General features: G+C 67.9%; 27 protein-coding genes and 1 tRNA gene. 18 read left to right on the top strand and 10 right to left on the bottom strand.

Annotated elements, in window-relative coordinates:
* The first annotated feature begins 1 nt into the window (after position 1).
* The 7 genes from rsmB (at position 2) to VGK27_02965 (ending at position 5723) form a co-directional block, all read left to right on the top strand.
* A complete protein-coding gene (rsmB, locus tag VGK27_02995) occupies positions 2 to 1504 on the top strand; it encodes a 16S rRNA (cytosine(967)-C(5))-methyltransferase RsmB (protein HEY3489072.1) in 1503 nt (500 codons plus the stop codon).
* A gap of 6 nt (positions 1505 to 1510) precedes the next feature.
* The gene (rpe, locus tag VGK27_02990; GenBank protein HEY3489071.1) at positions 1511 to 2191 is read left to right on the top strand and encodes a ribulose-phosphate 3-epimerase; all 681 of its coding nucleotides are present in this window, start codon (positions 1511 to 1513) and stop codon (positions 2189 to 2191) included.
* 44 nt (positions 2192 to 2235) lie between these two features.
* The gene (locus VGK27_02985) at positions 2236 to 2877 is read left to right on the top strand and encodes a lactate utilization protein (GenBank protein HEY3489070.1); all 642 of its coding nucleotides are present in this window, start codon (positions 2236 to 2238) and stop codon (positions 2875 to 2877) included.
* 15 nt (positions 2878 to 2892) lie between these two features.
* Complete coding sequence (locus VGK27_02980; GenBank protein HEY3489069.1) at positions 2893 to 3267, top strand: sulfite exporter TauE/SafE family protein; 375 nt, start codon at positions 2893 to 2895, stop codon at positions 3265 to 3267.
* Positions 3268 to 3360: 93 nt separating this feature from the next.
* Positions 3361 to 3437: transfer RNA gene (locus VGK27_02975), tRNA-Pro, on the top strand.
* A gap of 201 nt (positions 3438 to 3638) precedes the next feature.
* Positions 3639 to 4028, top strand: coding sequence for a hypothetical protein (locus tag VGK27_02970; GenBank protein ID HEY3489068.1), 390 nt, complete (start codon positions 3639 to 3641; stop codon positions 4026 to 4028).
* A 45-nt stretch (positions 4029 to 4073) separates the two neighbouring features.
* A complete protein-coding gene (locus VGK27_02965) occupies positions 4074 to 5723 on the top strand; it encodes a fatty acid--CoA ligase (GenBank protein HEY3489067.1) in 1650 nt (549 codons plus the stop codon).
* Positions 5724 to 5737: 14 nt separating this feature from the next.
* Here VGK27_02965 and VGK27_02960 read toward each other — a convergent pair whose 3' ends face one another.
* The 8 genes from VGK27_02960 to VGK27_02925 form a co-directional block, all read right to left on the bottom strand.
* A complete protein-coding gene (locus VGK27_02960) occupies positions 5738 to 6385 on the bottom strand; it encodes an ABC-type transport auxiliary lipoprotein family protein (protein ID HEY3489066.1) in 648 nt (215 codons plus the stop codon).
* 20 nt (positions 6386 to 6405) lie between these two features.
* Complete coding sequence (locus VGK27_02955) at positions 6406 to 7482, bottom strand: MlaD family protein (GenBank protein ID HEY3489065.1); 1077 nt, start codon at positions 7480 to 7482, stop codon at positions 6406 to 6408.
* A 12-nt stretch (positions 7483 to 7494) separates the two neighbouring features.
* Positions 7495 to 8277, bottom strand: a complete 783-nt coding sequence (locus VGK27_02950) for an ATP-binding cassette domain-containing protein (GenBank protein HEY3489064.1) — start codon at positions 8275 to 8277, stop codon at positions 7495 to 7497.
* Positions 8274 to 9095, bottom strand: coding sequence for an ABC transporter permease (locus VGK27_02945; GenBank protein ID HEY3489063.1), 822 nt, complete (start codon positions 9093 to 9095; stop codon positions 8274 to 8276). Before VGK27_02945 ends, VGK27_02950 begins: the two co-directional genes overlap by 4 nt.
* 14 nt (positions 9096 to 9109) lie before the next feature.
* On the bottom strand, positions 9110 to 9934 hold the full coding sequence (locus VGK27_02940) for a nitroreductase family protein (protein HEY3489062.1): 825 nt from the start codon (positions 9932 to 9934) through the stop codon (positions 9110 to 9112).
* A gap of 69 nt (positions 9935 to 10003) precedes the next feature.
* Entirely contained in the window at positions 10004 to 10900 is an 897-nt protein-coding gene (locus VGK27_02935) for an ATP-binding protein (protein ID HEY3489061.1), read from the bottom strand.
* Positions 10897 to 11376: a DUF4149 domain-containing protein gene (locus VGK27_02930; protein ID HEY3489060.1), complete on the bottom strand. Its 480-nt coding sequence runs from the start codon at positions 11374 to 11376 to the stop codon at positions 10897 to 10899. The genes VGK27_02935 and VGK27_02930 overlap by 4 nt, the downstream gene beginning before the upstream one ends.
* A gap of 19 nt (positions 11377 to 11395) precedes the next feature.
* Positions 11396 to 12199, bottom strand: a complete 804-nt coding sequence (locus VGK27_02925) for a DsbC family protein (GenBank protein HEY3489059.1) — start codon at positions 12197 to 12199, stop codon at positions 11396 to 11398.
* Positions 12200 to 12377: 178 nt separating this feature from the next.
* On the opposite strand from VGK27_02925, the gene VGK27_02920 reads away from it, so the two are divergent.
* The 8 genes from VGK27_02920 to VGK27_02885 all read left to right on the top strand — a co-directional run bounded on the left by VGK27_02920 (position 12378) and on the right by VGK27_02885 (position 20868).
* Entirely contained in the window at positions 12378 to 13688 is a 1311-nt protein-coding gene (locus VGK27_02920) for a hypothetical protein (protein HEY3489058.1), read from the top strand.
* The gene (locus VGK27_02915) at positions 13685 to 14155 is read left to right on the top strand and encodes a hypothetical protein (GenBank protein HEY3489057.1); all 471 of its coding nucleotides are present in this window, start codon (positions 13685 to 13687) and stop codon (positions 14153 to 14155) included. The genes VGK27_02920 and VGK27_02915 overlap by 4 nt, the downstream gene beginning before the upstream one ends.
* Before the next feature lie 26 nt (positions 14156 to 14181).
* Positions 14182 to 15975, top strand: coding sequence for a CxxxxCH/CxxCH domain-containing protein (locus tag VGK27_02910; protein HEY3489056.1), 1794 nt, complete (start codon positions 14182 to 14184; stop codon positions 15973 to 15975).
* Between the two features lie 89 nt (positions 15976 to 16064).
* Positions 16065 to 18089: a hypothetical protein gene (locus VGK27_02905; protein ID HEY3489055.1), complete on the top strand. Its 2025-nt coding sequence runs from the start codon at positions 16065 to 16067 to the stop codon at positions 18087 to 18089.
* A complete protein-coding gene (locus tag VGK27_02900; GenBank protein HEY3489054.1) occupies positions 18086 to 19033 on the top strand; it encodes an EamA family transporter in 948 nt (315 codons plus the stop codon). Before VGK27_02905 ends, VGK27_02900 begins: the two co-directional genes overlap by 4 nt.
* 7 nt (positions 19034 to 19040) lie before the next feature.
* A complete protein-coding gene (locus VGK27_02895; GenBank protein ID HEY3489053.1) occupies positions 19041 to 19556 on the top strand; it encodes a hypothetical protein in 516 nt (171 codons plus the stop codon).
* 22 nt (positions 19557 to 19578) lie between these two features.
* Positions 19579 to 20511 (top strand): HD domain-containing phosphohydrolase, encoded by a 933-nt coding sequence (locus tag VGK27_02890; protein HEY3489052.1) that lies wholly within the window; start codon positions 19579 to 19581, stop codon positions 20509 to 20511.
* Positions 20512 to 20562: 51 nt separating this feature from the next.
* A complete protein-coding gene (locus tag VGK27_02885; protein ID HEY3489051.1) occupies positions 20563 to 20868 on the top strand; it encodes a hypothetical protein in 306 nt (101 codons plus the stop codon).
* A gap of 10 nt (positions 20869 to 20878) precedes the next feature.
* Here the strand turns inward: VGK27_02885 and VGK27_02880 are convergent, their stop codons facing one another.
* Both VGK27_02880 and VGK27_02875 read right to left on the bottom strand, forming a co-directional pair.
* Positions 20879 to 22114 (bottom strand): metallophosphoesterase, encoded by a 1236-nt coding sequence (locus tag VGK27_02880; GenBank protein ID HEY3489050.1) that lies wholly within the window; start codon positions 22112 to 22114, stop codon positions 20879 to 20881.
* 19 nt (positions 22115 to 22133) lie between these two features.
* On the bottom strand, positions 22134 to 22877 hold the full coding sequence (locus VGK27_02875) for a class II glutamine amidotransferase (protein ID HEY3489049.1): 744 nt from the start codon (positions 22875 to 22877) through the stop codon (positions 22134 to 22136).
* A gap of 140 nt (positions 22878 to 23017) precedes the next feature.
* On the opposite strand from VGK27_02875, the gene VGK27_02870 reads away from it, so the two are divergent.
* From VGK27_02870 to VGK27_02860, 3 genes are read left to right on the top strand one after another with little or no spacing between them, the layout of a single operon-like run.
* Entirely contained in the window at positions 23018 to 23713 is a 696-nt protein-coding gene (locus VGK27_02870; GenBank protein ID HEY3489048.1) for a Bax inhibitor-1/YccA family protein, read from the top strand.
* Positions 23714 to 23722: 9 nt separating this feature from the next.
* A complete protein-coding gene (locus VGK27_02865; GenBank protein HEY3489047.1) occupies positions 23723 to 24154 on the top strand; it encodes a hypothetical protein in 432 nt (143 codons plus the stop codon).
* Complete coding sequence (locus tag VGK27_02860; protein ID HEY3489046.1) at positions 24151 to 25092, top strand: hypothetical protein; 942 nt, start codon at positions 24151 to 24153, stop codon at positions 25090 to 25092. Before VGK27_02865 ends, VGK27_02860 begins: the two co-directional genes overlap by 4 nt.
* Positions 25093 to 25099: the final 7 nt, after the last annotated feature.

Below are 25099 nucleotides of genomic sequence, written 5' to 3'. Positions count from 1 at the left end.
GATGAGCAACCGCCCCGGCAGCAAAGACCCCCGTCAGCCCGGAAAATTGCCTCGCCCGCCCGCGTCCGGGAAACCGGCCGCGCGGGGCGTCCGTCCCGCCAAGCGTCCCGCGGCGGTCCAGCCGTTCAACCCCAACGCGCCGGGCGTCAAGTCGGGCCGTCCCACCGTGCGCGGCGAGGCGATCCGCATCCTGGCGCGCGTCGATTCCGACGGAGGGTACGCCGACATCCTGATCGACCACGCGCTGCGCACCGGCACCTTTCCCGACATGCGCGACCGTGCGCTGCTCACCGAGCTCGTGATGGGCACGCTGCGGCGCCGCGGCACGCTCGACACGGTATTGCGCCCCCACCTCTCGCGCTCCCTCGAAAAGACCGACCCGTCCGTGCGCAACGCGCTGCGGCTGGCCGTCTACCAGCTCATGTACATGCGGGTTCCCGAGCGGGCGGCGCTGTTCGAGACGGTCGAGGCGGTCAAGGCGCTGCGGGGCGAGCAGGTCGCGGGCTTCGCCAACGGCGTGCTCAGATCCGTGCTGCGCGACGGCACGCGCGTCAAGCTGCCCGAAGGGCCGTGGGCCGCGCGCGTGGGCGCCGAATGCTCCGCGCCCGAGGCGCTGGCTACCGCCCTGATGCGCACGATGGGCGGGCCCGAGGCAACCGCTTACCTTGCCGCCGCCCTCGAGAAGCCGCCTTTCACCGTGCGCGCCAATCCGTTCGGCCTCACCCTCGACGCCTTGATGGCGCACCTGGCCGAGTCGGGGCGCGAGCCCGAGCCGTGCCGGTACGCGCCCGACGGCATCGTGCTGCGCAGCCCGTCCGCCATCCACACCGACACCGATTTCCGGCAGGGGCGCTACCTCGTCATGGACGAAGGGGCGCAGCTGATCGCGCCGCTGCTCCACCCCTCCGCGGGCGATGCGATCCTCGACGCCTGCGCCGCCCCCGGCGGCAAGACCGCGCACCTTTCGGGGCTGTCCGGCGGCAAGGCGTCGATCACGGCGACCGACGTCTCCGAGGCGCGCGTGTCGATCCTGCGCGAGACGATCGAGCAGCTGCGCGTCCCGGGCGTCGAAACGTGCATCCACGACTGGGCGTCGGCCGCGCTTCCGGGCTCCGAGGGCCGGTTCGACAAGGCGCTGGTCGATGCGCCGTGCACCGGCATGGGCATCATCCGCCGCAACCCCGACGCCAAGTGGCGATTCGATCCGGAAGGCCCCGCCCGTATGGCTGTGTTGCAGCTTTCGATCCTCCGCAACGTCTGGACCGCCCTCAAGCCCGGCGGGATGCTGCTCTACTGCACCTGCTCGCCGTTGCGCGAGGAGGACGAGCAGGTCGTCGAGGCGTTTGTCGCCGACACGGGCGCGACGCGCATCGGGCGCGGGATCATCCTCGCTCGCGGCTGGCCGGGTCCCCAGGACGCAGTCGGCGAAGACGGCTCGGTGCGGCTCTACCCCCACCGGCACGGCACCGACGGCTTTTTCGCCGCGCTGCTGCGAAAGGACTAAAACGCCATGAAATATCGCATCGCCCCGTCGCTCCTGTCCGCCGACTTCGGGCAGCTGGCCGACGAGGTCCGCGCGATCGAGGCCGCCGGCGCCGACTGGCTCCATCTCGACGTGATGGACGGCCGCTTCGTCCCCAACATCACCTTCGGCCCGCCCGTCGTGGCCGCCATCAAGAAAACCGCGACGCGCCCGCTCGACGTCCACCTGATGATCGTCGAGCCCGAGCGCTACATCGACGCCTTCGCTTCGGCGGGCGCCGACATCATCACGGTCCACGCCGAGGCCACGCCGCACCTGCAACGCGCACTGGCGCAGATCCGCGAGGCCGGGGCGAAGGCGGGCGCCGTGCTCAATCCTTCGACGCCGCTCTCCGCCGTCGAATACGTGCTGGGCGACGTCGACCTCGTCCTGCTCATGTCGGTCAACCCCGGTTTCGGCGGGCAGGCCTACCTGCCGGCGGTGACCGCCAAGATCGACCGGCTGCGCACGATGATCGACCGGGCGGGGCTGCAGGTCGACATCGAGGTCGACGGCGGCATCAAGCCCGACAACGTCGGCACGGTCATCTCGGCCGGCGCCAACGTGATCGTCTCGGGTTCGGGCATCTTCGGCAACGGAAACTACGCCGCCGCGATCGCAAAGATGCGGAAGAACATCGCCACCGCCGCTTCCGGAATCCCGGTCTAGGCCGGGATCATTCGGGCTGCGGCGAACGCCAAGGAGGAAGACGAATGGGTCGGATCGAGATCGGGCTTTGGCACCTCGCGGTTCGCGGCAACAAGTGTGTCGAGGCGCTCCGGAAGAACGGCTTCAACGCCGAGTTCTTCCCGACGCAGGACGCGTTGCGCAAGCGGCTGCTGAAGGAGTGCGAGACGGCGCAGTCGATCGGCTTCGGCGGATCGTTCTCGGTGGCCGAGATGGGAATCTACGAGGCGCTCGAGGGCAACGGCAAGACGCTGCTCGACCACGGCCGCGTCCCGGCCGACCAGAAGGCAAACGTGCGCATCGCCCAGCAGACGTGCGACCTGTTCCTTTGCGGCACCAACGCGGTGACGCTGACCGGCGTCCTCGTCAACCTCGACGGCAACGGCAACCGCACCAACGCGATGACGTTCGGCCCCGGCCGCGCCATCGTCGTGGCGGGCGCCAACAAGATCGTCGCCGACGTCCCCGACGGCATCCGGCGCATCAAGACCGTCGCGGCCCCGCGCAACGCGAAGCGGCTGGGAGTGGCAACCCCGTGCGCGACCACTGGCTTCTGCGAGGAGTGCAACTCGCCCCAGCGGATCTGCCGCGTCTACTCGATCATCGAGCGCAAGCCGACCTACTCCGACATCTCGGTGTTCGTCTGCGGCGACCCGATGGGACTCTGAAAGGGAAATCCTTTGATGCCGTCGGTCTCGTTCATCCTCGGCTTCCTGGCCATCGGCGCCTTCACCGGATCCGTCTCCGGGATGTTCGGTATCGGCGGCGGCGTCTTCGTCATCCCGGCCATGGTCTGGTTCTTCGGTTTCAGCCAGAAGATGGCGACCGGCACCTCGCTGGGCATGCTGCTGCCCCCCATCGGGGTCCTCGCGTTCCTCCAGTTCTACAAGTCGGGCAACGTCAACGTCGCCGGGGTGTTGCTGCTCGTCGCTGGATTCCTGATCGGCTCGTACCTCGCCTCCGGCTACGCGATCGCCCTGCCCGAGGGGCTCCACCGGAAGCTGTTCGGCGCCCTCCTCATCATCATGGGCACCATCTACATCTTCACGTCGAAGTAGGGGCGGCCGGGCGATCCGGCGGGGAAGGCGCTCAGGCGCCCCCTGGCGCTTGACTCGGGCCGGCGGAATCTAATATAATGCGAAGTCTTTCACCGGGATGTGGCTCAGCTTGGTAGAGCACCTCGTTCGGGACGAGGGGGTCGCTGGTTCAAATCCAGTCATCCCGACCACTTGATGCAAGGGGTTACGGCAACCGCGCCGTGACCCCTTTTCCATTTTCGGGCCCGTTGCTGAGGGGCGCGCCGCCGCCCGGGGTATTCCCCCGCCAAATTGCGTTGTCGTGCCAAACAATGACATGATAGACAGGATGATGTGGCTGCGAAATGCCAATGGCGGCACCGAGTTATAAAATGACAGGAGGGGCTGGAATAATGAAGAATTGGAAGGTCATCATGACAGCAGTGACTTTGATGCTGTTGTCCACCCATGCTATGGCCGAGAAAAGCGATTGGTCCGGGTTGTCCCCGAATGAAGAGTACATCAATGACTTTATAATTAAACCGAATGAGATAAAAGATGTTGAAATAGTATCCAATAAAAAACTAAATATATCATTTATGGTTAATATAGATAATGAATCGATGAATACTATAAAGTCGGGTCCTTTTCCGATAGAAATGGCCGATGAGGGAAGCAAAAAGAAAGTTTCGGCATTTTGGGGTGGGATCAATTGTATCCCTGTGAAGGGAAAAATACATATTGCCATCCTGAATCATGGTGGCAAAGAGTACAAGGTTGTCATCGTCAAATTAAAGAAGTAACGGCCCCATGCGCCTGCATGGCGAGCCCAGGAGAACCCGACCGACATGATGTCCAAGCAGATCGACCGGACCGAATCGGCCCACGACTACCCGCTGCTCATCAAAAGCATGCTGCAGGCCCCGATCGTCTCGGCGCCCGACCAGGAGATCGTCTATCGCGGGAAGCTTCGCTTTACCTACCGGGAGCTGCACGCGCGGGTTCAGCGGCTGGCGAACGCGCTGACCGGCCTCGGCGTCAAGCCGGGCGACACGGTCGCCATCATGGACTACGACAGCCACCGCTACCTCGAATGCTTCTTCGCGGTGCCGATGATCGGCGCGGTGCTGCACACGATCAACGTCCGCTTCTCCCCCGAGCAGATCCTCTTCACGATCGACCACGCCGAGGATGACGTGCTGCTCGTCAACGCCGACTTCCTGCCGATCCTCGAGCAGGTCAAGGGGCGGCTCGACACGGTCAAGAAGTTCGTGCTGCTGCAGGACGAGGAGTCCATCCTGCCGAGGACCCACATCGACTTCGCGGGGGAGTACGAGGCGCTGCTGGCTGGCGCCGACGACATGCACGAATTCCCCGACTTCGATGAGAACACGCGTGCGACCACCTTCTACACCACCGGCACGACGGGCTTGCCGAAGGGCGTCTACTTCAGCCACCGGCAGCTGGTGCTTCACACCCTCGGCGTGCTCGCGTCGCTGGCTTCCCCCTCGGTTCAGGGTCGCTTCCACCGCGAGGACGTCTACATGCCGATCACGCCGATGTTCCACGTCCACGCCTGGGGGATGCCGTACATCGCGACGATGATGGGCGTGAAGCAGGTCTATCCCGGGCGCTATGTGCCGGAGCACCTGCTCGAGCTGATCGCGCAGGAGAAGGTCACCTTCTCCCACTGCGTCCCGACAATCCTGCACATGCTGCTCAAGTCGCCGAAGGTCGACGAGGTCGACCTGTCGAAATGGAAGGTGATGATCGGCGGGGCGGCGATGTCGAAGGCGCTCTGCCTGGCGGCGATGCGGCGGGGCGTCGACATCTTCACCGGTTACGGGATGTCCGAGACGTGCCCGATCCTCACGATCTCGCACCTGCAGCCCGGGCAGCTTGCGCTGCCGGACGAGGAGCAGGCCGAGATCCGCTGCAAGACCGGTGTGCCGGTCCCGCTGGTCGATCTGCGCACCGTCAACGAACGGTTGGAGGATGTCCCCCGGGACGGGAAGGCCGTCGGCGAGGTGGTCGTGCGCGCGCCGTGGCTGACGCAGGGCTACCTGAAGGACACCAAGACTTCCGAAAAGTTGTGGGCGGGCGGCTGGCTGCACACGAGCGATGTGGCCTGGATCGATGCGCAGGGCTACGTGAAGATCACCGACCGGACGAAGGACGTGATCAAGATCGGCGGTGAATGGATCTCCTCGTTGGAGCTCGAGGACGTCATCGCGGCGCATCCCGCGGTGGGCGAAGTGGCGGTCATCGGGATGCCCGACGAGAAATGGGGCGAGCGGCCGCTGGCGCTGGTCGTTCCGAAGCCCGGGGCGCTCGGCGCGGTGAAGGCCCGGGAGATCGTGCGCCACGTCGTCGAATCGGCCGACCGGGGAACGATCGGGAAGCAGGTCGTCCTGGTCAAGGTCCGCCTGGTCGAGGCGATCGACAAGACCAGCGTCGGCAAGATCAACAAGGTCGCGCTCCGGGAGAAGTACTCCTAGGCGCGCATGCGTCCTCACCGGATCGGCGGGGCCTCCGCGCGGCACTGCGCCGCTTCCGTCGCGTCCGCGATGCAGCGGGCCGAGAAGCGCGACATCGCGCGGCTCATCGCCGCCGCCAGCCCCCGGGGGCCCTCCTCGCCGAGCGGCTCCTCGAACCGGTACGTTTTCTGGAAAAGCAGCCGCTCCGGGATCTCCCGCTTCGACAGGTCGAGCAGCGTGATGGTCGCCGCGAGGGCGGCGACGCGCCCCGCGCTTCCGTCGACCTCCTCGAACGCTTCGAGATCTCCCAGGAGAAGGAACCTCGCGGCCTGCCGGTCGTCGTCGGAAGCGACCGCCGCGAAGGCGCCCGCCTGCCGAAAGTCGCGCAGCAGGAATCCGTCGACGAGCGATTCGGGCGGCACGATCCACCGGTTGTAATAATCGGTCTCCTTCCGGAACGGCGCCGGCCGATAGACCATCTGGGTGGTCCTGAGCGATTCCGCGGCGGAGAAGCGCCCGATCCGCAAGGTGTCGGGGATCGCGCTGCCGGTGGTGCCCGCGGCAATCGGCGGCGCGTATTCCAGGACGTAGCGTTCTCCGGGTCCCGGCGCCTTGGCGCTCCGGAAGCATCCCGGCAGGAGCAGCAGCAGGGCGGCGACCAGCCACATCGGGCGAGTCCGCATCGTAGGTCCCTCCATTCGAATCATTTCCGGTGTGGCGGCGGTTCGCTGAACAGCAGCTCGGAGGGGGAGTCCTTGAGCTGCTTGACCAGCTCGCGCAGCTCGGCCGAGGTGCGGCGAAGCTCCTCGACGGAGGACCGCGCGGCGGGCCCCAGCGTCCGTTGCTGCTCTTCAAGCCCTTCGGCGATGCGGGCGGCCGACTGTCCCGTTTCCGCCAGCTTCATTCCCTTGATCTCCGCGCGGGCGTCGGTGACGGCCGTCCCGGCGTCGGTAACCGTCGTGCGGGCCGCGGCGACCACGGTGCGCGCCTCCGCCACGGCAGCCCTCGCCTCGGCGATCAGCGCCTTCGCCTCGGCGGAGCGGTCGCCGATCGCGGCGTTCCCGATCTCGGTCTCGACGCGGGCGATGAGTTTGCCCAGCGCCTCGGCGTCGGCCGCGGCCGCATCGGTGATGCGCGCGAGCCGCTCGTTGGAGTAGACGTTGTCGATGCGGCCGATCAGCCGGTCGAGCCGCGCGGAGAGCCGGTCGAGGTTCTCGACGACCTGGCGCGTCCCCGGTCCGTCGAACAGCCGCTCTGCGGACTTGCTCGTGGCGATGAACTGCCCGGTCACCCCCTCGAAGTCGATCCGGCCGATCTTCTCGACCAGCTCCTCGGCCCGCGTCACGACCTGGCGGATAGCGGACGGCCTGGAGGGCACGAGCGGGTAATCGACCGGAAAGCCGACCTTCGCGATATGGGGCGTCTCGCCCGGCTCGAGCCGGTTCAGGTCGACGAAGACGAGCCCGGTGATGCCCACCGACTTGAGCTCGGCGACCACGTTGTCCCGCCCGCCCGGCGGAAGGTCGAGCTTCATCAGCACCTCGATGAGCCGGTTGTCGGGCGCCACCCGGATCTCCTCGACGCGCCCCACCTCGACCCCCCGGTACTTGACGGGGGAGTCGCTCTGCAGCCCCTGGACCGATTCGTCGAAGCAGGCGACGTATCGGCTTCCCCGCTCGAAGTAGCGGGAGGCGCCGACCCAGACGACCAGCGCCGCGGCCAGGAGCGTGCCCAGGACGACGAAGAGCCCGACGACGATGTGGGATGTTTTTCGAGCCACAGTGACGTCTCCTTATCCTTCCGGCCCCGACAAGCGCCGGTTCAGGAAATTGGATACCCGTGGATCGTGCGAGGATTCCCGGAGGACGGCCGCATCCCCTTCCGCGATGATCCCCTGCGCCTCGGGGTCGAGGAAGATCACCCGCCGGGCGATCCGGAAGATCGAGGGGAGCTCGTGGGTGACGACGATCATCGTGGTGCCCGTATCCCGATTGAGCTTCTCGATGAGCAGGTCGAGTTCGAGGGAATTGACCGGGTCGAGGCCGGCCGACGGCTCGTCGAAAAAGAGCAGCGGGGGGTCGAGAGCCATCGCCCGCGCCAGCGCGGCTCGGCGCTTCATGCCGCCCGACAGCTCGGATGGCAGCCGGTTGCGGGCGCGGGAAAGGTTGACCATCGCGAGCTTTTCCCGGATGACCCCGTCGATGTCGGCATCCGAAAGGGTCGTGTGCTCGGAGAGCGGGAGCGCGATGTTCTCGCCGACGGTCATCGCGTTGAGCAGGCCGCCGGCCTGGAAGAGCACGCCGATCCGCCGCCGCACGTCGCGCAGCGTCGCCTCGTCCGTCGTGGCGATGTTAACCCCCAGCAGCCGGATCGTCCCCGCCATCGGTCGCTGGAGTCCGATCAGGTGGCGCAAGAGCGTCGACTTGCCGCAGCCGTTCTGGCCGAGGATGGCGAACAGCTCGCCCGCGCGCACGGTGAACGTCACGTCGCGCAGGAGGATCCGCTCGCCATAGCCCGCGGTCAACCCCTCGACCTCGATGACCGGCGCGCCCGGTTTCGGGGCGTTCGCGCTCATTGCTTGAGGTACTGCTGCGCCACGGCGAACATCGAGTCGGTGACGATGATGAGGAAGATGGAGGTGACCACGGAGGATGTGGCGGCGCTGCCCACGGCATCGGCGCCGCCGTGGACGCGGAAGCCGCGCTGGCAGCCGACCGAGGCCACGAGCAGGGCGAAGACGATCGTCTTCGCGAAGCTCGTCAGGACGGGAAAGATCGAGAGCACCTTGCGGGATTCGGCCAGGTAGGAGGCGACGGTCAGGTCGAGGCCGACGGTGCCGACCGTGAGGCCGCCGAAGATCCCGAAGAGGTCGGCGTAGACCGTCAGAAGCGGAAGGACGACGATCATCGCGAGCACCCGGGGGACCACAAGGAAGCGGATCGGATCGAACCCCATGGTGACGAGGGCGTCCAGCTCCTCGTTGACGCGCATCGAGCCGATCTCGGCGGCGAAGGCCGAGCCCGAGCGCCCCGCGACGAGGATCGCGGTCATGATCGGCGACAGCTCCCGGACGATCGCGATCGCCACGAGGTCGGCCACATAGATCTGCGCCCCGAACTGCTTGAGCTGGATCGAGGACATGAAGGCGATGATGGCGCCCATGAGGAAGCTGATCAGCGCGACGATCGGGAACGCGTCGGCGCCCGCCTGCCGCATGGTGCGGAGCACGTCGAGCCACCGGACGGTCGTCGGATGAAGGAGCGCGCTTCCGGTAGAGATGACCGTATCCCCGAAAAAGGCGATCTCGTCGACGAGGCCCAAGGAGACCTTGATCGTCTTGCGCCCCAGCTCGACCAGGAAGCGCTCGTCCTCCGGATGTCCTTCGGGTTCCACCGGGATGGTCGCGGCTACCGCCAGGCGATGGCGAGCGGGTTGCGCTTGGGCGGACGTTGGTAGCGCACCGCCGGGATGCCCAGCATCATCGCGTAGAGCGGGACGTGGCCGTCGGGCAGTGCCAGCGCCTCGCGCAGCGGGGGCCAGTTCGCGGCGGCGGCCTGGAACAGGCCGGCCCAGCAGGCGCCCAGCCCGAACGACGGCGCGACGGTGTCGAGATGCGCGAGGGCGATATAGGCGTCGCCCGACGCCGTGGGGGCGTCCTGGCGCGCGTGGACCACGACCAGGTGCGGCGCCAGGCGGCAGACGGGATCGCCGCCGCCCGAATCCCACAGCTTCGCCATCCCCGCGAAATCGAATCCTGCGCTCGTCGGCGAAGCGGACTTGGCCATGTGCCGCATCCAGTCGACCGCGAGCCCGGTCAGGCGGCGCAGCTCCACCGTGTCATGGATGATCAGCCAGTGGAGCGGCTGCCGGTTGACCGCGGTTGGGGCGTAGCGGACGATCTCCATCACCTGCTCGATGACGGCCCGGTCGACCGGCGCCTGCCGGTATTTTCGGACCGAGCGCCGCATCCGGAGGTAGCTTCCAAGCTTCTCGGGGAGAATGTCGACGTCGCCTGCGGGCACGATGCGCGGGTCGAGGCGCGGGTCGTCGACGACGATCGCCGCGGTCGGGCAGATCGCCTCGCAATGGCCGCACAGGTAGCAGCGCGTCTCGCCGCCGGCCACATATTGCGGTAACCCGGTGTCGGGCAGGACGATGACGTTGGCGGGGCAGTCGGAGGCGCACAGGTTGCAGAGCGTGCAGCGGGATTCGTCGACGGTCAGGCCAGCCATGTCAGGTCTCCTGCGGCAAAATGGGTTTCTTCTCTATTGTAGATCAGGCCGGAACCGGGCGAATGCGGACTAACGGCTTCCCGCCCCGCTACGGAGCAGCTCCTGCCCGACCCAGTGGCTGGCGAACTGGTACGCGATGCGGCCGCTGCGGTCCCCCTTCTTCTGCGACCAGAGGATCGCCGCGCCCTCCGCCTCCTTCGACCACGCGAGCGGCTTCCCGAGCTTCCCGCACAATTTGCCCACCCATTGGCGCGTCACCTCGAGGTACTGGTCCTGGCTGAACGGGTGGAAGCCGACCCAAAGCCCGAAGCGGCCGGACAGGGAGATCTTCTCCTCGATCGCCTCGCCGTGGTGCACCTCGTTGTTGACCATCATCGCCCCCCGGTTGTCGCTCTCGTATTCGGGCAGCAGGTGTCGCCGGTTGGACGTGACGTAGATCAGCGCGTTCTCGGGCGGCGCGTAGACCGAGCCGTCGAGCGCGCTCTTGAGCATCTTGTAGCCGGAGTCGCCCGCCTCGAACGACAGGTCGTCGGAGAAGAGGATGAATCGGCAGGGGCGTCCCTTGATGGCATCGACGATCTCGGGCAGGTGGACCAGATCGTCCTTGTCGACCTGGATGACGCGAAGCCCTTTCGGCGCGTACTTGTGGAGCAGCGCCCGGACGAGCGACGACTTCCCGGTGCCCCGCGTGCCCCAGAGCAGGGCGTTGTTGGCCGGGAGCCCCGCGAGGAACTGGCGCGTGTTGTCCTCGATCGCCTGCTTCTGCTCGGAAATTCCGAGCAGGTCGTCGAGGTGGATGGACTCGATTTCCGGGATCGGCTCGAGGGTGCCCGAAAAGCCGTGGCGGCGCCAGTTGGCGGCGGGCACCGACTCCCAGTTGATCTCGGGGATCGGCTTGGGCAGCATCCGCTCGAGCGAGGTCAGGACGCGCTTGAGCTGGTCGGTCAGGTCCGGGTCGAGCGTCACGGGGAGGGCCTCCGGAACCAGTCCGCGCCCGCGACCAGCACGAGCCCTTCCGCGAGGAGCAGCAGGTTCAGCGCCATCGAGACGCCGTGCAGCCGCGAGAAGGCCTTGCGGGCGGGGGCGTCCTTCGGGGTGGTCTCGAACGAGACGACCTCCTTCTTGACCGACTCGATCTGCGGCAGCAGGACGAAGGTGTGGTAGGCCGAGACGAACAGCGCCGAAGCCAGCAGGCCCGTACCGACGATCCGGCAGACGCCGGGCCCGGCCTCGCCCGCCAGCAGCCTTGCCGCGATCGCCAGGGAAACCAGCACGACGATGTAACGGAAGTAAGTCGGCATCATCGTGCCGACGATCGCGCCGGCTGCGTCCCGGCCGTAGGCCTTGAAAATGATCGGGGTCATGACGAACGTGTAGACGGTCATCCCGCCCAGCCAGAGGGCGAGGGCGATGCGGTAGAGGGCGGCAGCGGCTGCGGGCAAAGGGAATTCCTCCTGGGGGCTACTTGGCGGGCTTTCCGGCGGGGGGCTCTCCCTCCTTCAGGAGGCGGAGGATCGCGTCGGCATCCCGGTAGCCGGGGATCATGCGGCCGTCGGGCATGATCAGGACCGGCGTGCCGCTGACGCCGGCGGCCAAGGCGGCCTTCGCGTTTTCGGTCACCGCGTCGGTCTTGCATTCGGGGGCGGGAATGGGCTTGCCGGCATAGGCGTTGTCGAGCATCGAGAGCGACTTCGTGCACATCACGGCCTCCGCCTTCCGGATCGAGGCGGGGTCGTTGTTCCGGGAGAAGAGCAGGAGCTGGAACGCCACGTCTGGCGTTTTTTCCACGACGGCCTTGATCGCGCCGTGGAGGTTCGCGCAGAAATGGCAGTCGGGATCGCTGAAGACGATGATCTTTTTGGTCGCCTCCGGCCGTCCGATCAGCAGCGCGCCTGCCAGCGAAATCTTCGTCGGGTCGACTTTCCGGATGCTCGTCACGTTTTCCTTCGTGTCGAGCCGGAGGATCTGGGCCTGGAGGACGTGCTTCTTCCCGTAGTCGATGAAGATCGTCCCCTTGGCGCCCCCCTTTTCGGCCTCCACCGCCCACAGCCCCTGGACGGGGCTCTCGTGGACCTCGGTGACCCGGTCGATCTCGAGCGGCTTGACCAGGCGGGAGGCCTCCTCGACGGTCAGCGAATGGCAGTCGACGCATTTGCCGGTGCCGCAGCCGTTTTCCATGAAAGCGCGCGCGGGCGCCGGCCTCAGCGCGAGGGCGAGGAGCGTCAGGGTGAGGATCGTCGGGATGGCAACCTTCGGGCGGTGCATGGCAGGTCTCCTTGGCGCAGGGGATCGTTTTTTTGACCAGACGACAGTGTACCGCGATTTCCGCCGGGCGTGTTTTTCCGGGCGTATGATCTTTGCCGTTCGTCTGTTACAATGTCGCCCATTCCAGTATTCATTGGGGGAAGCAATGAGACCTTCGCGTGCCGGAGCCCGACTCCGGATGTGGACGTTTGCCCTGCTTTCCGCCTGCATCGGTCTCCTCGCGCTGCCGCTGCGCCCGGCCGAGGCTGCGGAAGCGACGTTCTCGTCCACGACCTACCTGAGGAGCTACCAGCGGGACGTCGCGTCCGGCGGAAAAGACCGGTTCCTGCCGGTCTACGAGTACCTGTCGGGCGATGCGACGCAGCTGTCGGGCGACCTGCCGCTGGCGTTCCACTTCGCCGGGTGGGGGCGGCTCGACCTCGAGAACGAGACGGGCAGCGGCCGAACGGGTGGCGATTTCGACGCGGCATACTTCGACTACCGTCATCCGGAAGGCAACGCCGAGGCAAAGCTGGGCCGCTTCTTCCTCGTCGAGGGGGTCGCGGCCGACACGATCGACGGCGTCTTCGTCAAGGGGCGCACGGCTCCCGGGTTCGGCGCGGCGCTCTTCGCGGGCAAGCCGGTCGAACAGGGGGGCGGCATCTACAAGACGGGCCGCGCGCTCTACGGCGGTCGCGCCTTCTATGCAGCCTCCGGATTCGCCGAGCTCGGGGCAAGCTTCCTGCAGGAGTCGGGCGATTTCCCCAAGGGCGACGGCGCGACGGGCAATCGCACGCTGGCCGGCGCCGACCTGTGGCTACGACCGGGCGGTCCGATCGAATTCAACGGGCAAGCGTCTTACAACCTCTCCACCAAGGGATTCGCGAACCAGCGCTACACGGTCCGGCTGGTGCCGGGCGCGGGGATGGACGTGCTGGCCGGCTATGAAAGCTACGACTATCGCAACCTGTTCCAGGGGGCGCTCAACCCCGCGTTCCACACGACCGTCGCCGGGTTCGACAACAACGACAACGTCCGGGTGGCGTTCGTCACGCTCGACTGGGAATTCGTCAAGGGGCTGGTGCTCGAGGGAGGGCTGAAAAACGTCCGCCACGACGCGGCAGACCCCGGCACGGGGAACCGCGGCGAGGCGGGGCTTCGCTGGATCTGGAACGACAAGAAGGATTCGGTGGGCGCTTCCGCGGCGGTCATGACGGGCGACCGGCCCGAGAACGAATATTCCGAATACCGGATCTACGGCATGTGGAGCCCCGCCGACCTCCGGTTGGCGTTCGACCTTCTCACCCAGCGCTACAAGGAAGTCTTCGCCGACGCCCCCGGACGGAAGGATGCGGTGCAGGCGGTCGCCTCGGCCGGCTACCAGCTCCGTCCCGACCTGAAGCTGTCGGGCGACGTGACTTACACGAAGAGCCCGCGGCTCAACAACGATTACGCCGGCATGCTCAAGGTGGCCTACAACTTCGGCATCGGCGCGGGAGGCTTGAAATGATGCGGCGCGCGACCCTACTTCTTCTGGCCGGGGCGCTTGCCCTGGCGTTCGCGGCGGGCTGCTCGGTGCTGTCGAAGACGGCCTCGGTGCCCCCGAAACATCCCGAAGAGCTGTCGGGCATCCGGGCCGATTGCTCCGAGTGCCACTCCGACATCTCGGCCGGGACGCTCAAGACCTATGCGGTCTTCAAGCATTCCACGGTCTTCGTCAAGCAGCACGGCTTCTACGCCCGGCAGGGGCAGAACCTGTGCGCCTCGTGCCACAAGCCGGCATTCTGCGCCGAGTGCCATTCCCGCCGGCCCGAGATGACGCCCGCGACGCGCAACGCCGACCGTCCCGACCGGATGCTGCCGCACCGGGGCGACTACATCCTGCAGCACCGCATCGACGGCCGGGTCGACCCCGGCTCGTGCGTGCGCTGCCACGGCAACCGGGCCGACGGCCGCTGCCGGGCCTGCCACAAGTGAGGGCGACGATGATGAGGAGAGATGCGATGACCATAGCGGCGCCCGCCGGCCGGTCCGGCCTGATCCCCGTCCTGGTGCTGCTCGCGGCGCTGCTCGCCGCGGGGTGCACGGGGACCGTCAACAACGCCGTGCCCTACGACCCCGTCAAGGGGCACCCGGCCGATTTCGTGACGACGCACCCGACTTTCGCGCTGCGCGACACGTCGGGCTGCACCCCCTGCCACGGCGTCGACCTGAAGGGCGGGACCAGCGGCGTGTCGTGCTCGGCCGCGTCCTTCAACGGGATCGCCTGCCACGCCGGCGGGCCGGGCCACGGCACCCAGGCCTGGGTCGACAACGTCCACTTCCTGCGGGCGAAGACCAACCTCGCGAGCTGCCAGCTCTGCCACGGGGCCGACCTGCGGGGCGGCACGAGTAACCTGTCGTGCTACGCTGCGTCGTTCGGCGCATTCGGCGCATGCCACACGGCCGGCCCCGACCACCTGCTGCTGGCGGCGACCTGGGTGGTGAACGACACCGCGGTTCCCGACACCGTCTCGGCGCACCAGGCGGCGACGTTCGCCGACAAAGGCGCCTCGTGCCGGCCGTGCCACGCCGTGAATCCGCCCGTCGACAACACGCTCACGGGCGGGAAGAGCGGCGTCTCCTGTTCCGCGGCGACCCGCGGCGCCCTCACCTGCCACGCCGGCGGCCCGGCGTTCCACCCGGCGAGCTGGCTGGACTGCACCTTTAGAAATCAACTTGATCCAAACGCTAACTATTTATGGCATGGGACTGCCTCAACCCAAAATTCCCCACGTTGCGTCAACTGTCATGACACATCGTCAACTAGTCAAAAATGTTCAAATACATGTCATTTTACGGGACCGAAGAGAAACCCCCCTGTGCTAGATAACACGTGGTCTCACGGACTTGCGAACCACCACCAGCTTTTGATCATGAACAGCGCAGTCCAGGCCGTCTGCGTCAACTGCCACGCGACGTACAACAAGTTCGGGCACCAGCCGGTCTGCCACAACTGTCACCCGCCCTTCCCGGGAGCCTCCGGGCACGGGGCCGGCTGGCTGCAGGCGCACGCGCCCGCGGCCCGCGCGGGCACCGCTTCCTGCGCCGCGACGAGCGGCACGTCGACCTGCCACGGACCGACCCTGGCGGGCGGCTCCGGGACCGGTGCCGGTCCCGCCTGCGCCCAGTGTCACACCGGCGAGGCGCTGGCGTCGCACCCGGCCGACTGCCGGTCGTGTCACGGCAACCCGCCGCCGGGGACGCCGCCGCTGACCCAGCCCGCGGGGGTTTTCCCGAACATCGGGGGGGCGCACGCGAAACACAACGCGCTGGCGGGGGTGACCGGCAACTGTGCGGTCTGCCACACTGGCGCCGGGATGACGAGCGTGCTCCACTTCGACACCATCCTCCAGGTCGCGTTCGCCACCGGCTACAACGCCCAGTCGGGTACGTTCGGCTATACGGGCGCCACCACGCGGACGTGCACCGCGACGATCTGCCACGGCGGCCAGACGACGCCCGACTGGCAGAGGACCCCCGCGGCACTCGTCTGCACGGCGTGCCACCGGGTCCGCGTCACGGCGTCGCCGCAGTTCAACGACCTGGTGAACACGGCGTTCGTGCAGCACACGAGCCACGCGGGCCGCGGTTGCACCAACTGCCACAACATGGCGTTGGTGAACCACTGGGGAACGCTGACCGACCGGGCGATCCCGGCCGGCCTGGCGCGGGCCTCGATCCTCTCGTCGCTGAACTACGTTCCGTTCGGTTCGAGCCAGTCGAACTGCACGACGCCGTCGAGCGGCTGCCACTAGAGCCACCGGCACCAGGCAACAGACTCGGGGGCGGGCCGGCACCTTGCCGGCCCGCCCCGTTTCTTAAACCAACCCGGGGAGCGATCCCGATGACCCTGCCGCGCCGTCTCGTATTCCTTGTCGCATGCCTTGTCACGCTCCTGCTGCCGGCGCTGCCGCCGTCCGGCCCGGCGCACGCCCACCTTCGCAACCCGGCGCCGCAGGGGATCGCCTTCCACGGCCTGGTCTTCGCCGGGGGGCAGTTCGTCGCCGTCGGCGCGGGAGGCACGATCCTGACGTCGACGGACGGGCTGAGCTGGACGACGCGCAGTTCCGGCACGACGCGCGACCTCCGCGGGGTGGCCCGATCGCCCGGCCTCCCGACGGCGCAGCCGCCGGTGGCGCCCTGGTACGTCGTGGTCGGCGACAACGGGTTCGTGGCCACGTCGCCCGACGGCGCCATCTGGACCCCGCGGACCATCGACAACACGATGACGCTCTATTCCGTGGCGGCCCGGGTCGAGGGCAAGGCGGTGGCCGTCGGCGAGGGCGGCGCGATCTACGGCTCCTACGACGGCATTGCCTGGACCCGCACCGCCGCGTGGAAGACCCAGACGTTTCGGGATATCGCTCCCGAGGGCTCCCCCGCCCCCTACGGCATCGGCCGCTTCATCGCCGTTCAGGACGGTGGGTACTTCCATATCTCGGCCTGGGGCGACCAGTGGAGTATCTGGACCGTGGATTATCCGAACGACCTGCGCGGGATCGCCTGGGATAATGGCGTTTTCGTCTTGGTCGGCGCCTCGGGACGCCCCTGGCGCTGCGTGGCGACCGAAATCGGCACCTGGACCGCCGGCGGCGGCGCGGGAGGGGTGAAGGGGCTGAACGGCGTCACGGCCGGCAACGGGCGTTTCGTCGCCGTCGGCGACGAAGGCGCCGTCCTCACGTCCGACGATCGGGGCATTACCTGGACCGACCACGGCCTCGGGATCTTCGCGTCGCTCGCGCGCGTGGCCTACGGCAACGGACGCTTCGTCGCCGTAGGCAGCGGGGGCACGATCGTGACATCCCCGGACGGGACGACCTGGCAGGGAGGCGGCGTCGGTTTTTCCGGATCGTTCCGGGCCGCCTGCTTCGCGGCCGGCCGCTTCGTCGCCGCGGGCGACAACGGCGCCTTTTTTGCGTCGGACGACGGCGCGGCCTGGTCGACGTATCGCACCGGGACCACCGATCGCTTCTCGTCGATCGCCTGGGGAAACGGCGGGTACGTCGCCGTGGGCGACAACGGGGCGACGTCGACCTCGGTCGACGGCCGCATCTGGAGCGCGCCGCAGCATGTTGCCGGCCGGCCCCATCTTCGGGGCGTCGCATTCGATAACGTCGCGGCGGTCTTCGTCGCGGCGGGCGACGGCGGGACGCTGCTCAAGTCGACGCAGGGCACCGTGTGGCTGCCGCTGACGTCCGGCACCACGACGACTCTGAACGGCATCGCGCATGGCGCGGGCGCGTTCGTCGCCGTCGGCGACAACGGCGCGACGACGAGCCGCGACGGCGTCGCCTGGACCCCGCGGGCCGCCGGGACGACGGGCCCGCTGCTGGCGGTCGCACACGGCGACAACACCTTCGTGGCGGTCGGCCGGGGGGGCGAGGTGGTGACCTCGGGTGACGGCATCGCCTGGGTCAACCGCTCCTCCGCGGTGACGCGGGCGGCGGGCGATTTGTACGGGATCTCATACGGCGCCGGGCATTTCCTGGCCGTCGGCGACATCGGCGCGGTGCTCGACTCGGCCGACGGCGGCATCACCTGGGCGCGCACGAACGCCGGAACGACGCGGACGCTGCGCGCCGCGGCCTTCGGCGACAACACCTTCCTCCTCGTGGGCGACCTCGGCGTCATCGCGCAGTCCGACCCCGTCCGCGTGATCGTGACGACGACGCCCGCCGCGGGCGGCGGCGGGTGCGTTGCGACCCCCGGCCCGCCGCGCGACGCGAACCGCGCCGCAAGCGCCGCCTGGCTCGCGCTCGCCCTGGCCGTCCCGCTCCTTTTGCGCCGGTTCCGCAAGCGCCGCCGGAAGGCGGCGACCTCCCCCGGCGCGTGGCCGGACCCGCCCGCGGATCCCGGACCCGCTGCGTGAGCCGGACGCCCGTCGGACGGCAGGCCACGGCGGCCGGACGCGCCCGCGCGGGGCTCGTCCTCACGATGCTGCTCTGGGGCAGTGCCTACGCCACCTCCAAGATGATCGTGCAGGAGGTGCCGCCGGACGCCGCCGCGGTGCTCCGGTTCGGGATCGGCGCCCTCCTGATGGTCGGGATCCATTTCGCTCGCTCCGCGCGGCCCGTGCCGCGCCGGGACGCATGGCCCGCCCTGCTGCTTCAGAGCGCGCTCGGGGTGGCCGGCTACAACTTCTGCTTCTTCCGCGGTGTGAAGCTGGCGCCCGCCTCCGATGCCGCGATGATCATCCCGACGCTTTCGCCCGTCGTGGCAACCCTTTTCGGCATGGTATTCCTGCGCGAGCCGGCGCGGGCGGGCCGCCTCGCGGGGCTCGCGCTCTGCGTGACGGGCGCCGCCCTCTTCTTCGGCGAGACGATCCTGCCCGGCGCCGATCCGGCGCGGATGCGCGGCGACCTGTTCCTCTCCGCCGCGGGCGCCTGCTGGGCGCTCTCCTCGCTCGTATCCCGACGGCTGCTCGAACGGACGACGCCGTTCCAGGCCGCGGGCTGGTCGCTTTTATTGGGGACCGCCATGATGTTGTCGTTCTCGGTCCCGGAGATGACGGCCATCCGCTGGTCGGCGCTCTCGCCCGCCTTCTGGTGGGTGCTCGCCTACCTGATCGCGTTCCCGACCGTGCTGGCCTACATCTTCTGGATGAAGGGGATCGGGACGCTCGGCGCCGGTACCGCGACCGCCTTCATGTTCCTGTCGCCCTTTTTCGGCCTGCTGATGTCGGTCGCGTTCCTCGGCGAGCGGATGACGGCGGTCCAGGTGGCCGGCGGGGCGGTGATCATGGCGGGGTTGTGGCTTGTCAACCGGCCCGCGCCCTCGCGCGCGCCCGCGCTGGGCTCCGAAGGCGTGGTATAAGGTGTCGATGGATCCCGAACCGGAAAACGCCGTCGCGCCGCCCGCCCGCCTGTTCGTCCGCCGCCTGTCGCGCCCGGCGCTGCTTTTGCACCTGGCGCTCCTCGGCGGCCTGATCGCCCTCACCGCCCGCGTTTTCCCGGCCTACGGCCTTTTCGACGCGATCCTGGTCGGCGCGGCGCCTTATGTCTGCTATTCGGCGGTCGTCCGCCCTCTGCTGACGCGTCGCCACCGGGCCGGCATCCGCCTGCTGCGCGCCGGACGCTTCGACGACGCCGTCCGCGCGTTCGAGGATAGCCGCGATTATTTCACCCGCCATCCGGCCCTCGACCGCTACCGCTTCCTCATCCTCATGAGCGCGGGCGCCGCCTCCTACCGCGAGCTTGCGATGGGCGACATCGCCTACGCCCACGCCCGGGCCGGCCACCGCGCCGCTGCCCGGGAAGCGTGCGAACAGGCATTGGCCGCTTTCCCCGGGTGCGCCGTCGCTCGTTTCGTCCTGGAAACGCTCCCGCCCGGGGCGTAAAGGCATTTCGGAGGTCGCACCCATGCCCGGTTCGTCATTTCCTGCCCCCCGGCTCCGCTATCCGGTCCATACGCTCGAAGGAAAAGAGCTGCTTCCCGCAGGCTCCCAGGTCACCGCCGGACTGCTTTCGACGATCGCCGATCAAGGGCGCAGCCGGAACGAGCCTTCCGGCGGCCTTCTCCAGCACGGCACGGTCCTTCCGGACCTGGTCGGCTTCCTCTGCGAGGGGCCCTACAAGGTCGTCTTCGAGGACGGCAAACGCTTCTACGGGATGATGCAGATGATGGAACGGGTGACGCTGCCGCTGCCGCTGCTCCGGTCGCTCGACCATTTCCGGGATCACGACCCGTTCACCTACCGACACATCCTGTGCGTCTTCGCACTCTCGACGCTGCTCGCCCAGGAGCTGATGGGGACCTCCGGCGCGGCCATCCAGGGCGCCACCTCCGGGCCGATGCACGACATCGGCAAGCTGTGCGTTCCGCTGTCCATCATGAAGAAGCGGTCGGCGCTTACGCGCGACGAGCGCGATTGGCTCCGGCACCACACCGCCGCGGGATACGTGCTGCTGGCCTATTATTTCGGAGACGCGGGGGCGATCACCGCCCGGGTGGCGCTCGAGCACCATGAGCGGCGCGACGGATCCGGCTACCCCCTCGGAATCTTCCAGAAGGAACGGATGGTCGAGATCGTCGCAGTCTGCGACGTGTACGACGCGCTCATCTCCCCGCGCCCCTATCGCCCGACCTGCTACGACAACCGGACCGCGCTCGAGGAGATGACGCTGCTGGTCGAGCAGGGACGGCTGGCGGGCGACATCGTCCAGGCGTTGGTCGCCTACAACCGGCAAGACAAGCCCGATTACCGCGCCTGCAAGCTGTCGCTCGACAAGCGGGGGCACGCGCCCGAAGGCAACGTCTACGGGGTCGTCGCCGACGAGGCCGACCCGGGCTGAACGGGGCGCCGCCGCATCGACAAAACCGGAGGGAATGGTATACTTTCGACTATGCGCGCTACCCGCCTCGGCATCTCCGCAGCTCTCCTGATCCTGGCCGCCGCCGCGATCGCCGAGGACGTCCCTGTCGTCCCCGACGTCCCCCCGGTCGCGCTGCCCGCAGCCGCTGCGCCGGCGCCTCCCCAGATGAACGACGAGAACGTCACGTTCGACACGATGGAATCGATCCCTTTCGAGAACGCCGTCGAGCCGCCCGACGAGCCGCCCGTGCTCGACAATACCGTCAAACCGGCCGCGCTCGACAACGTGGTCGTGCCGCCCGCGCCGCCCGCCTCCTTCAGCATCCCGAACCCGTAAGCGCCCCGCATTACCTCGGCACCACGTCGATGATCGTCACCTCGGGTGGCGACAGAAAGCGCATGCGCGGGCCCCAGGTCCCCGTCCCGCGGCTGGTGTAGAGCTGCCCCCCGCCCGGCAGGTCGTACAGGCCGGCGAGGTACGGGAAACGCGTCTCGACGATCCACCGGAACGGAAACAGTTGCCCGTTGTGCGTATGCCCCGACAGCTGCAGGTCGAATTTCCCCGCGCTTTCGGGTGAGATCTGGGGCCGGTGCTTCAGGTAGAGCGTGAACAGCGGCGAGCGCGGTTCCGCGAAGAGCCTTCGTTCGGCCTCCTCCGGAAGCGCCCCGAATGAACTCCCCGCTTCGTCGTCCACGCCGAGGATGCGCAGGAGGGCGTTGTCGGCGGATTTCCCGCCCTGTCCCATCCGCGCAGCCCCCGGGTGCAGCCCCGGGACGGCATTCGGGGGAGGCCCCGAACCGTCCTCTTCCGGTCCCCGGATCGTCAGCGCCTCGTCCCGCAGCATCCGGAATCCCGAACGTTCGGTGAAGAGGACCGACCGCGCCAGCCCGGCGTAGTATTCGTGATTGCCCGTGATCGCATACTTGCCCAGCGGCGGGTCGAGCGCCCGGAAGATCTCGGGCAGCGCGCCGGTCGAGACGAACCCGGCATCGACGAGGTCGCCCGTGGACACCAGCAGGTCCGGCCTGGCGTCCCGGACGATGTCCGCCACGCGGTGCACGGCATGGTCCTGGATCAGCAGGCCGACGTGCAGGTCGGAGATCTGGGCGATCCGCAGCTTCTTCATCCCGGCCGGCAGCCGGTCGGAGGCGATCGTGACGTGCTCGGGCCGGATGTCCGCCGCCTCGTAAAAGGAATAGCCGGCGACGACGACCAGGGCGGCGACCACGGCCAGAAATAGCCGGCGGGCCTCCCGCGTCGTGGGGGGCAGCGTGCGCCCGGGATAGTTGCGCACCTTCCGGAAGAAAAAGTAGCCGATATCGGCCGCCCCGTGCAGCCATAAGAACAGGAATAGGACGCCGAGCCAGGTGTACCCGGCCCAGGCGGCGATCATGGCGGCGGGAAGCGTCCCGGGGCGTTCGAGCAGGTGGACGATCGGGGGCGCGAACACGAGCGGGATGAAGAGCGGCAGGAACGGGAGGATCGCCCGCCAGCGCAGGCCGAACGCCCGACGGAAACGCATCAATGCGTAGAGATTGGCGCCTGCGTAGGCCAGCGTGAAGAAACCGAAGAAGAACTTCATGTTCACCCTTTGCCCGTCATCAGGACGGCAGCTCGACCGTCTTTCGCCGGGGCTCCGGCAGGGAAAGCTCGAGCAGCTCCCCTTCCCCGAGCGGAGTCCAGTCGGGGCGGCCGTCGAGCCGCTCGCTGGCTACGACCAGCTCGCGTCCGGACCGGTGCAGGTAAAGCGCGTAATAGTCGTGGTCCCGGCGCGATTTCCGGAAGGCGAACAACCGCCCGCCTTCTGCGATCAGGAAGTTGGCGGCGCTGTAGTCGCCGACAAGCTGCTCGTCGGAAAGCAGCGCGCGGAGTGCCTCGGCCAGTCCTTCGAAGGTGCGGCCGTCTCGCCATCGCATCGCCAGCATTTCGAGGAAGACGAGCGAGTCGCTGACGCCGCGCGCGTCGCCTTCCGCGCCGATCGCTCCCTTGAACGTGCCGTTGTGCCCCAGTACGATGCCGTCCACGACGAACGGATGCGCATTGGCTTCGCACACCGAGGAGAGATTCGAGGCGAACCGGATGTGCCCGATGAACCGATCCGTCGTCTCGCTCCCAAGCGCGGCCAGCGCCGGGTCTGCGTTCGCGGGGCTGCCGCTGCGCACGATCCGCAGCGTGCCGCCGCCGGCGGGATAAAGGGCGACGCCCCAGCCGTCGGGATGGTTCCCGCCCGGGTGCCGCGTCCATCGCTCGACGAGGATTCCCTCTCTCGAGAGGCGTGCGAGCTGCGCGAGGAACGGGGCGATCGGCTGCGGATCCTGCGAGGCGAAAGCGATCATGCGGCACATGGGTGGACCCTCCCTCGTCGCAGGATACCTTTGCGGCCGGGCGAATGGCAACGAATGAGACAGGCGCGGCGCGCGAATCCGTAATATCATCGAAAGGTTGATCGTCAAATTCGGTAGTGGCGTCCAAGGAGGATCTTTACATGCAGGAACGATACGAGGTGGATCAGGCCGGTTCGCTGGTGCGCACGCGCACCGGTGTGATGGCGGGCGTCTACGGGTGGATGTCGCTCGGGCTCTTCGTCACGGCGATCTTGGCGTTGGCGACGGCGTCTTCCGAGGAGGCCGTCAAGCTGATCTTCGGCACGCGATTCCTCTTCTACGCGCTGCTGATCGGAGAATTCGGGCTCGTGTGGTACTTGAGCTCCCGGATCATGACCATGACCGCCGGGATGGCCAAGGGCGGATTCCTCGCCTACGCGGCGCTCAACGGCGTCACGCTTTCGGTGATTTTCCTCGCCTATACCGCCGACTCGATCGCTTCGGTGTTCTTCATCACCGCGGGGATGTTCGGGGCGACGAGCCTGTACGGGTATGCGACGAAGCGCGACCTGACCGGCTTCGGCAGCTTCCTGTTCATGGGGCTGATCGGCATCGTCATCGCCTCCGTCGTCAACATGTTCATGCGGAACGAGATGGTCAACTGGGTCGTCTCGATCATCGGCGTCTTCGTCTTCGCGGGCCTGGCCGCCTACGATACGCAGAAGGTCAAGGCCATCATGTCCGGCGTCGACGAAGGGCGGGCGGGGAACGCAGCCGTCCTGGGCGCGCTCACGCTCTACCTCGATTTCGTCAATCTGTTCCTGATGCTGCTGCGGCTCTTCGGACGGCGTCGCTAGGTTATTTCGATGACATCGAACCCGATGGGGCGGGCGCTGCCCTTCGCCCTGGCGTTCCTGCTCGCGGCGTCGCTCCTGTCGCAGGGGTGCGGTTTTCTCCGGAAGGAGAACCGCGTCGTGCTCAACACGCTCGACCGGTCGGTGAACGGCACGTGGGTCGAGTCGCCGGCGGGCATCGTGTCGACGCTTCCGGTGACCGTGCCGGTCGGCATGACGGGCGCGCTGCTCGACATGGGCGTCGTCCTGCCGGTCAAGGCCGCCCCGCAGGCAGCCTGCGACATGTACGACGACCTCTGGAAGAACCCCCAGGGCAGCGATTTCCGCCAGGCGATCCTCTTCCTGCCCAAGGTGGTCGGCAGCGTCGTCTACCTTCCGGTCGATTTCGCCGGGAGCTGGCTCTTCCGCATGGAATTCGACGGCTGCGAAAAGGCGGCCCGATGATGCGGCGGGCCGGCGCGAAAATCCTCCTTGTCCTGCTCCTCCTGTCTTCCACGCTCTCCGGATGCGCCTGGCGCAACCGCGAGCACACGCCGCTGTTCAACGCGTGCGAGAAATATTTGGTGCCGAAGACGCAACCGGCGCGGGGGATCTCCTTCCCTGTGTCGGTGCCGGTGTGTCTCTCCGCCGTCACGGTCGACCTGCTGCTGGTCCATCCTGTGATGGAGTTGCCCAAGGCGTACGACGACACGAAGGATGCGCTCTGGGACCTGCACTGGCGCGACTGGAAGGGCGATTCGTTCAGCACGAGCGCGCTCCTGCCGTTGCGGGTGGCGGTGACTCCGGTGATGTTCGCGGGCGACTGGCTGGGCCGCAGCGTCGTGGGAAGCGACGGCAAGGGGCGTTCTCCCGGAAAAGCCGATTCGCGGCGCGATGACGCGGCTGAACGCTTGCGGGGGTTCGCCGAAAAGAAGAATCGCGCGGGCTTTCTCGCGGCGGCCGACAACGTCTGCCCCGCGTTTCCGGATCTGCCCGATTGCCGGAAGGCCGAATGCCTGCGGATGCTCGATGGCCGGCAGTTCGACCGGATGGGGGATGGCCGATGCGGCTGGCAGGAGACCGCGTGGCGGGACGAAGATATTGCGACGCTTGCGGCGACGCTCCGGACCGGCGAACCCGCCGAGCGGGCGGCCGTGCTCGCCTATATGGCCGGGTGGCAGTTCCCGAAGGCGCTGTTGTCGGCCAGCCCCGCGCTGATCGACGCCGTGGGCGGTCTGACCGTGGGCGCCGACAAGGCGCTGGCTTTGCAAGCCGTGCAGCTTCTCGCGCAATGCCCGGCGTGCGAGGGGGTCGCGTCGATCCTGTCCGGCGTCGCGTCGGGCGCCGACCCGGTGCTCGCCTTCCACGCGTCGAAGGCGCTCAAGCGGCTGCCGAAGAAGTGACCATTCC

The sequence above is a fragment of the Candidatus Deferrimicrobiaceae bacterium genome (assembly GCA_036504035.1).
Lineage (GTDB): Bacteria > Desulfobacterota > Deferrimicrobia > Deferrimicrobiales > Deferrimicrobiaceae > JANXPS01.
Note: the sequence above shows the minus strand (reverse complement) of the source record. Positions and strands in the feature narration are given on the sequence as shown.

Excerpts from the sequence above, each read along its gene's own strand:
- VGK27_02940 (HEY3489062.1), bottom strand. The coding sequence starts at position 9,934 with ATGGCTGGCCTGACCGTCGACGAATCCCGCTGCACGCTCTGCAACCTG.
- VGK27_02870 (HEY3489048.1), top strand. The coding sequence starts at position 23,018 with ATGCAGGAACGATACGAGGTGGATCAGGCCGGTTCGCTGGTGCGCACG.
- VGK27_02965 (HEY3489067.1), top strand. The coding sequence starts at position 4,074 with ATGATGTCCAAGCAGATCGACCGGACCGAATCGGCCCACGACTACCCG.
- VGK27_02890 (HEY3489052.1), top strand. The coding sequence starts at position 19,579 with ATGCCCGGTTCGTCATTTCCTGCCCCCCGGCTCCGCTATCCGGTCCAT.
- VGK27_02905 (HEY3489055.1), top strand. The coding sequence starts at position 16,065 with ATGACCCTGCCGCGCCGTCTCGTATTCCTTGTCGCATGCCTTGTCACG.
- VGK27_02895 (HEY3489053.1), top strand. The coding sequence starts at position 19,041 with ATGGATCCCGAACCGGAAAACGCCGTCGCGCCGCCCGCCCGCCTGTTC.
- rpe (HEY3489071.1), top strand. The coding sequence starts at position 1,511 with ATGAAATATCGCATCGCCCCGTCGCTCCTGTCCGCCGACTTCGGGCAG.
- VGK27_02865 (HEY3489047.1), top strand. The coding sequence starts at position 23,723 with ATGACATCGAACCCGATGGGGCGGGCGCTGCCCTTCGCCCTGGCGTTC.
- VGK27_02920 (HEY3489058.1), top strand. The coding sequence starts at position 12,378 with ATGTGGACGTTTGCCCTGCTTTCCGCCTGCATCGGTCTCCTCGCGCTG.
- VGK27_02915 (HEY3489057.1), top strand. The coding sequence starts at position 13,685 with ATGATGCGGCGCGCGACCCTACTTCTTCTGGCCGGGGCGCTTGCCCTG.
- VGK27_02970 (HEY3489068.1), top strand. The coding sequence starts at position 3,639 with ATGAAGAATTGGAAGGTCATCATGACAGCAGTGACTTTGATGCTGTTG.
- VGK27_02885 (HEY3489051.1), top strand. The coding sequence starts at position 20,563 with ATGCGCGCTACCCGCCTCGGCATCTCCGCAGCTCTCCTGATCCTGGCC.
- VGK27_02950 (HEY3489064.1), bottom strand. The coding sequence starts at position 8,277 with ATGAGCGCGAACGCCCCGAAACCGGGCGCGCCGGTCATCGAGGTCGAG.
- VGK27_02960 (HEY3489066.1), bottom strand. The coding sequence starts at position 6,385 with ATGCGGACTCGCCCGATGTGGCTGGTCGCCGCCCTGCTGCTGCTCCTG.
- VGK27_02860 (HEY3489046.1), top strand. The coding sequence starts at position 24,151 with ATGATGCGGCGGGCCGGCGCGAAAATCCTCCTTGTCCTGCTCCTCCTG.
- VGK27_02985 (HEY3489070.1), top strand. The coding sequence starts at position 2,236 with ATGGGTCGGATCGAGATCGGGCTTTGGCACCTCGCGGTTCGCGGCAAC.
- rsmB (HEY3489072.1), top strand. The coding sequence starts at position 2 with ATGAGCAACCGCCCCGGCAGCAAAGACCCCCGTCAGCCCGGAAAATTG.
- VGK27_02880 (HEY3489050.1), bottom strand. The coding sequence starts at position 22,114 with ATGAAGTTCTTCTTCGGTTTCTTCACGCTGGCCTACGCAGGCGCCAAT.
- VGK27_02925 (HEY3489059.1), bottom strand. The coding sequence starts at position 12,199 with ATGCACCGCCCGAAGGTTGCCATCCCGACGATCCTCACCCTGACGCTC.
- VGK27_02910 (HEY3489056.1), top strand. The coding sequence starts at position 14,182 with ATGACCATAGCGGCGCCCGCCGGCCGGTCCGGCCTGATCCCCGTCCTG.
- VGK27_02980 (HEY3489069.1), top strand. The coding sequence starts at position 2,893 with ATGCCGTCGGTCTCGTTCATCCTCGGCTTCCTGGCCATCGGCGCCTTC.
- VGK27_02875 (HEY3489049.1), bottom strand. The coding sequence starts at position 22,877 with ATGTGCCGCATGATCGCTTTCGCCTCGCAGGATCCGCAGCCGATCGCC.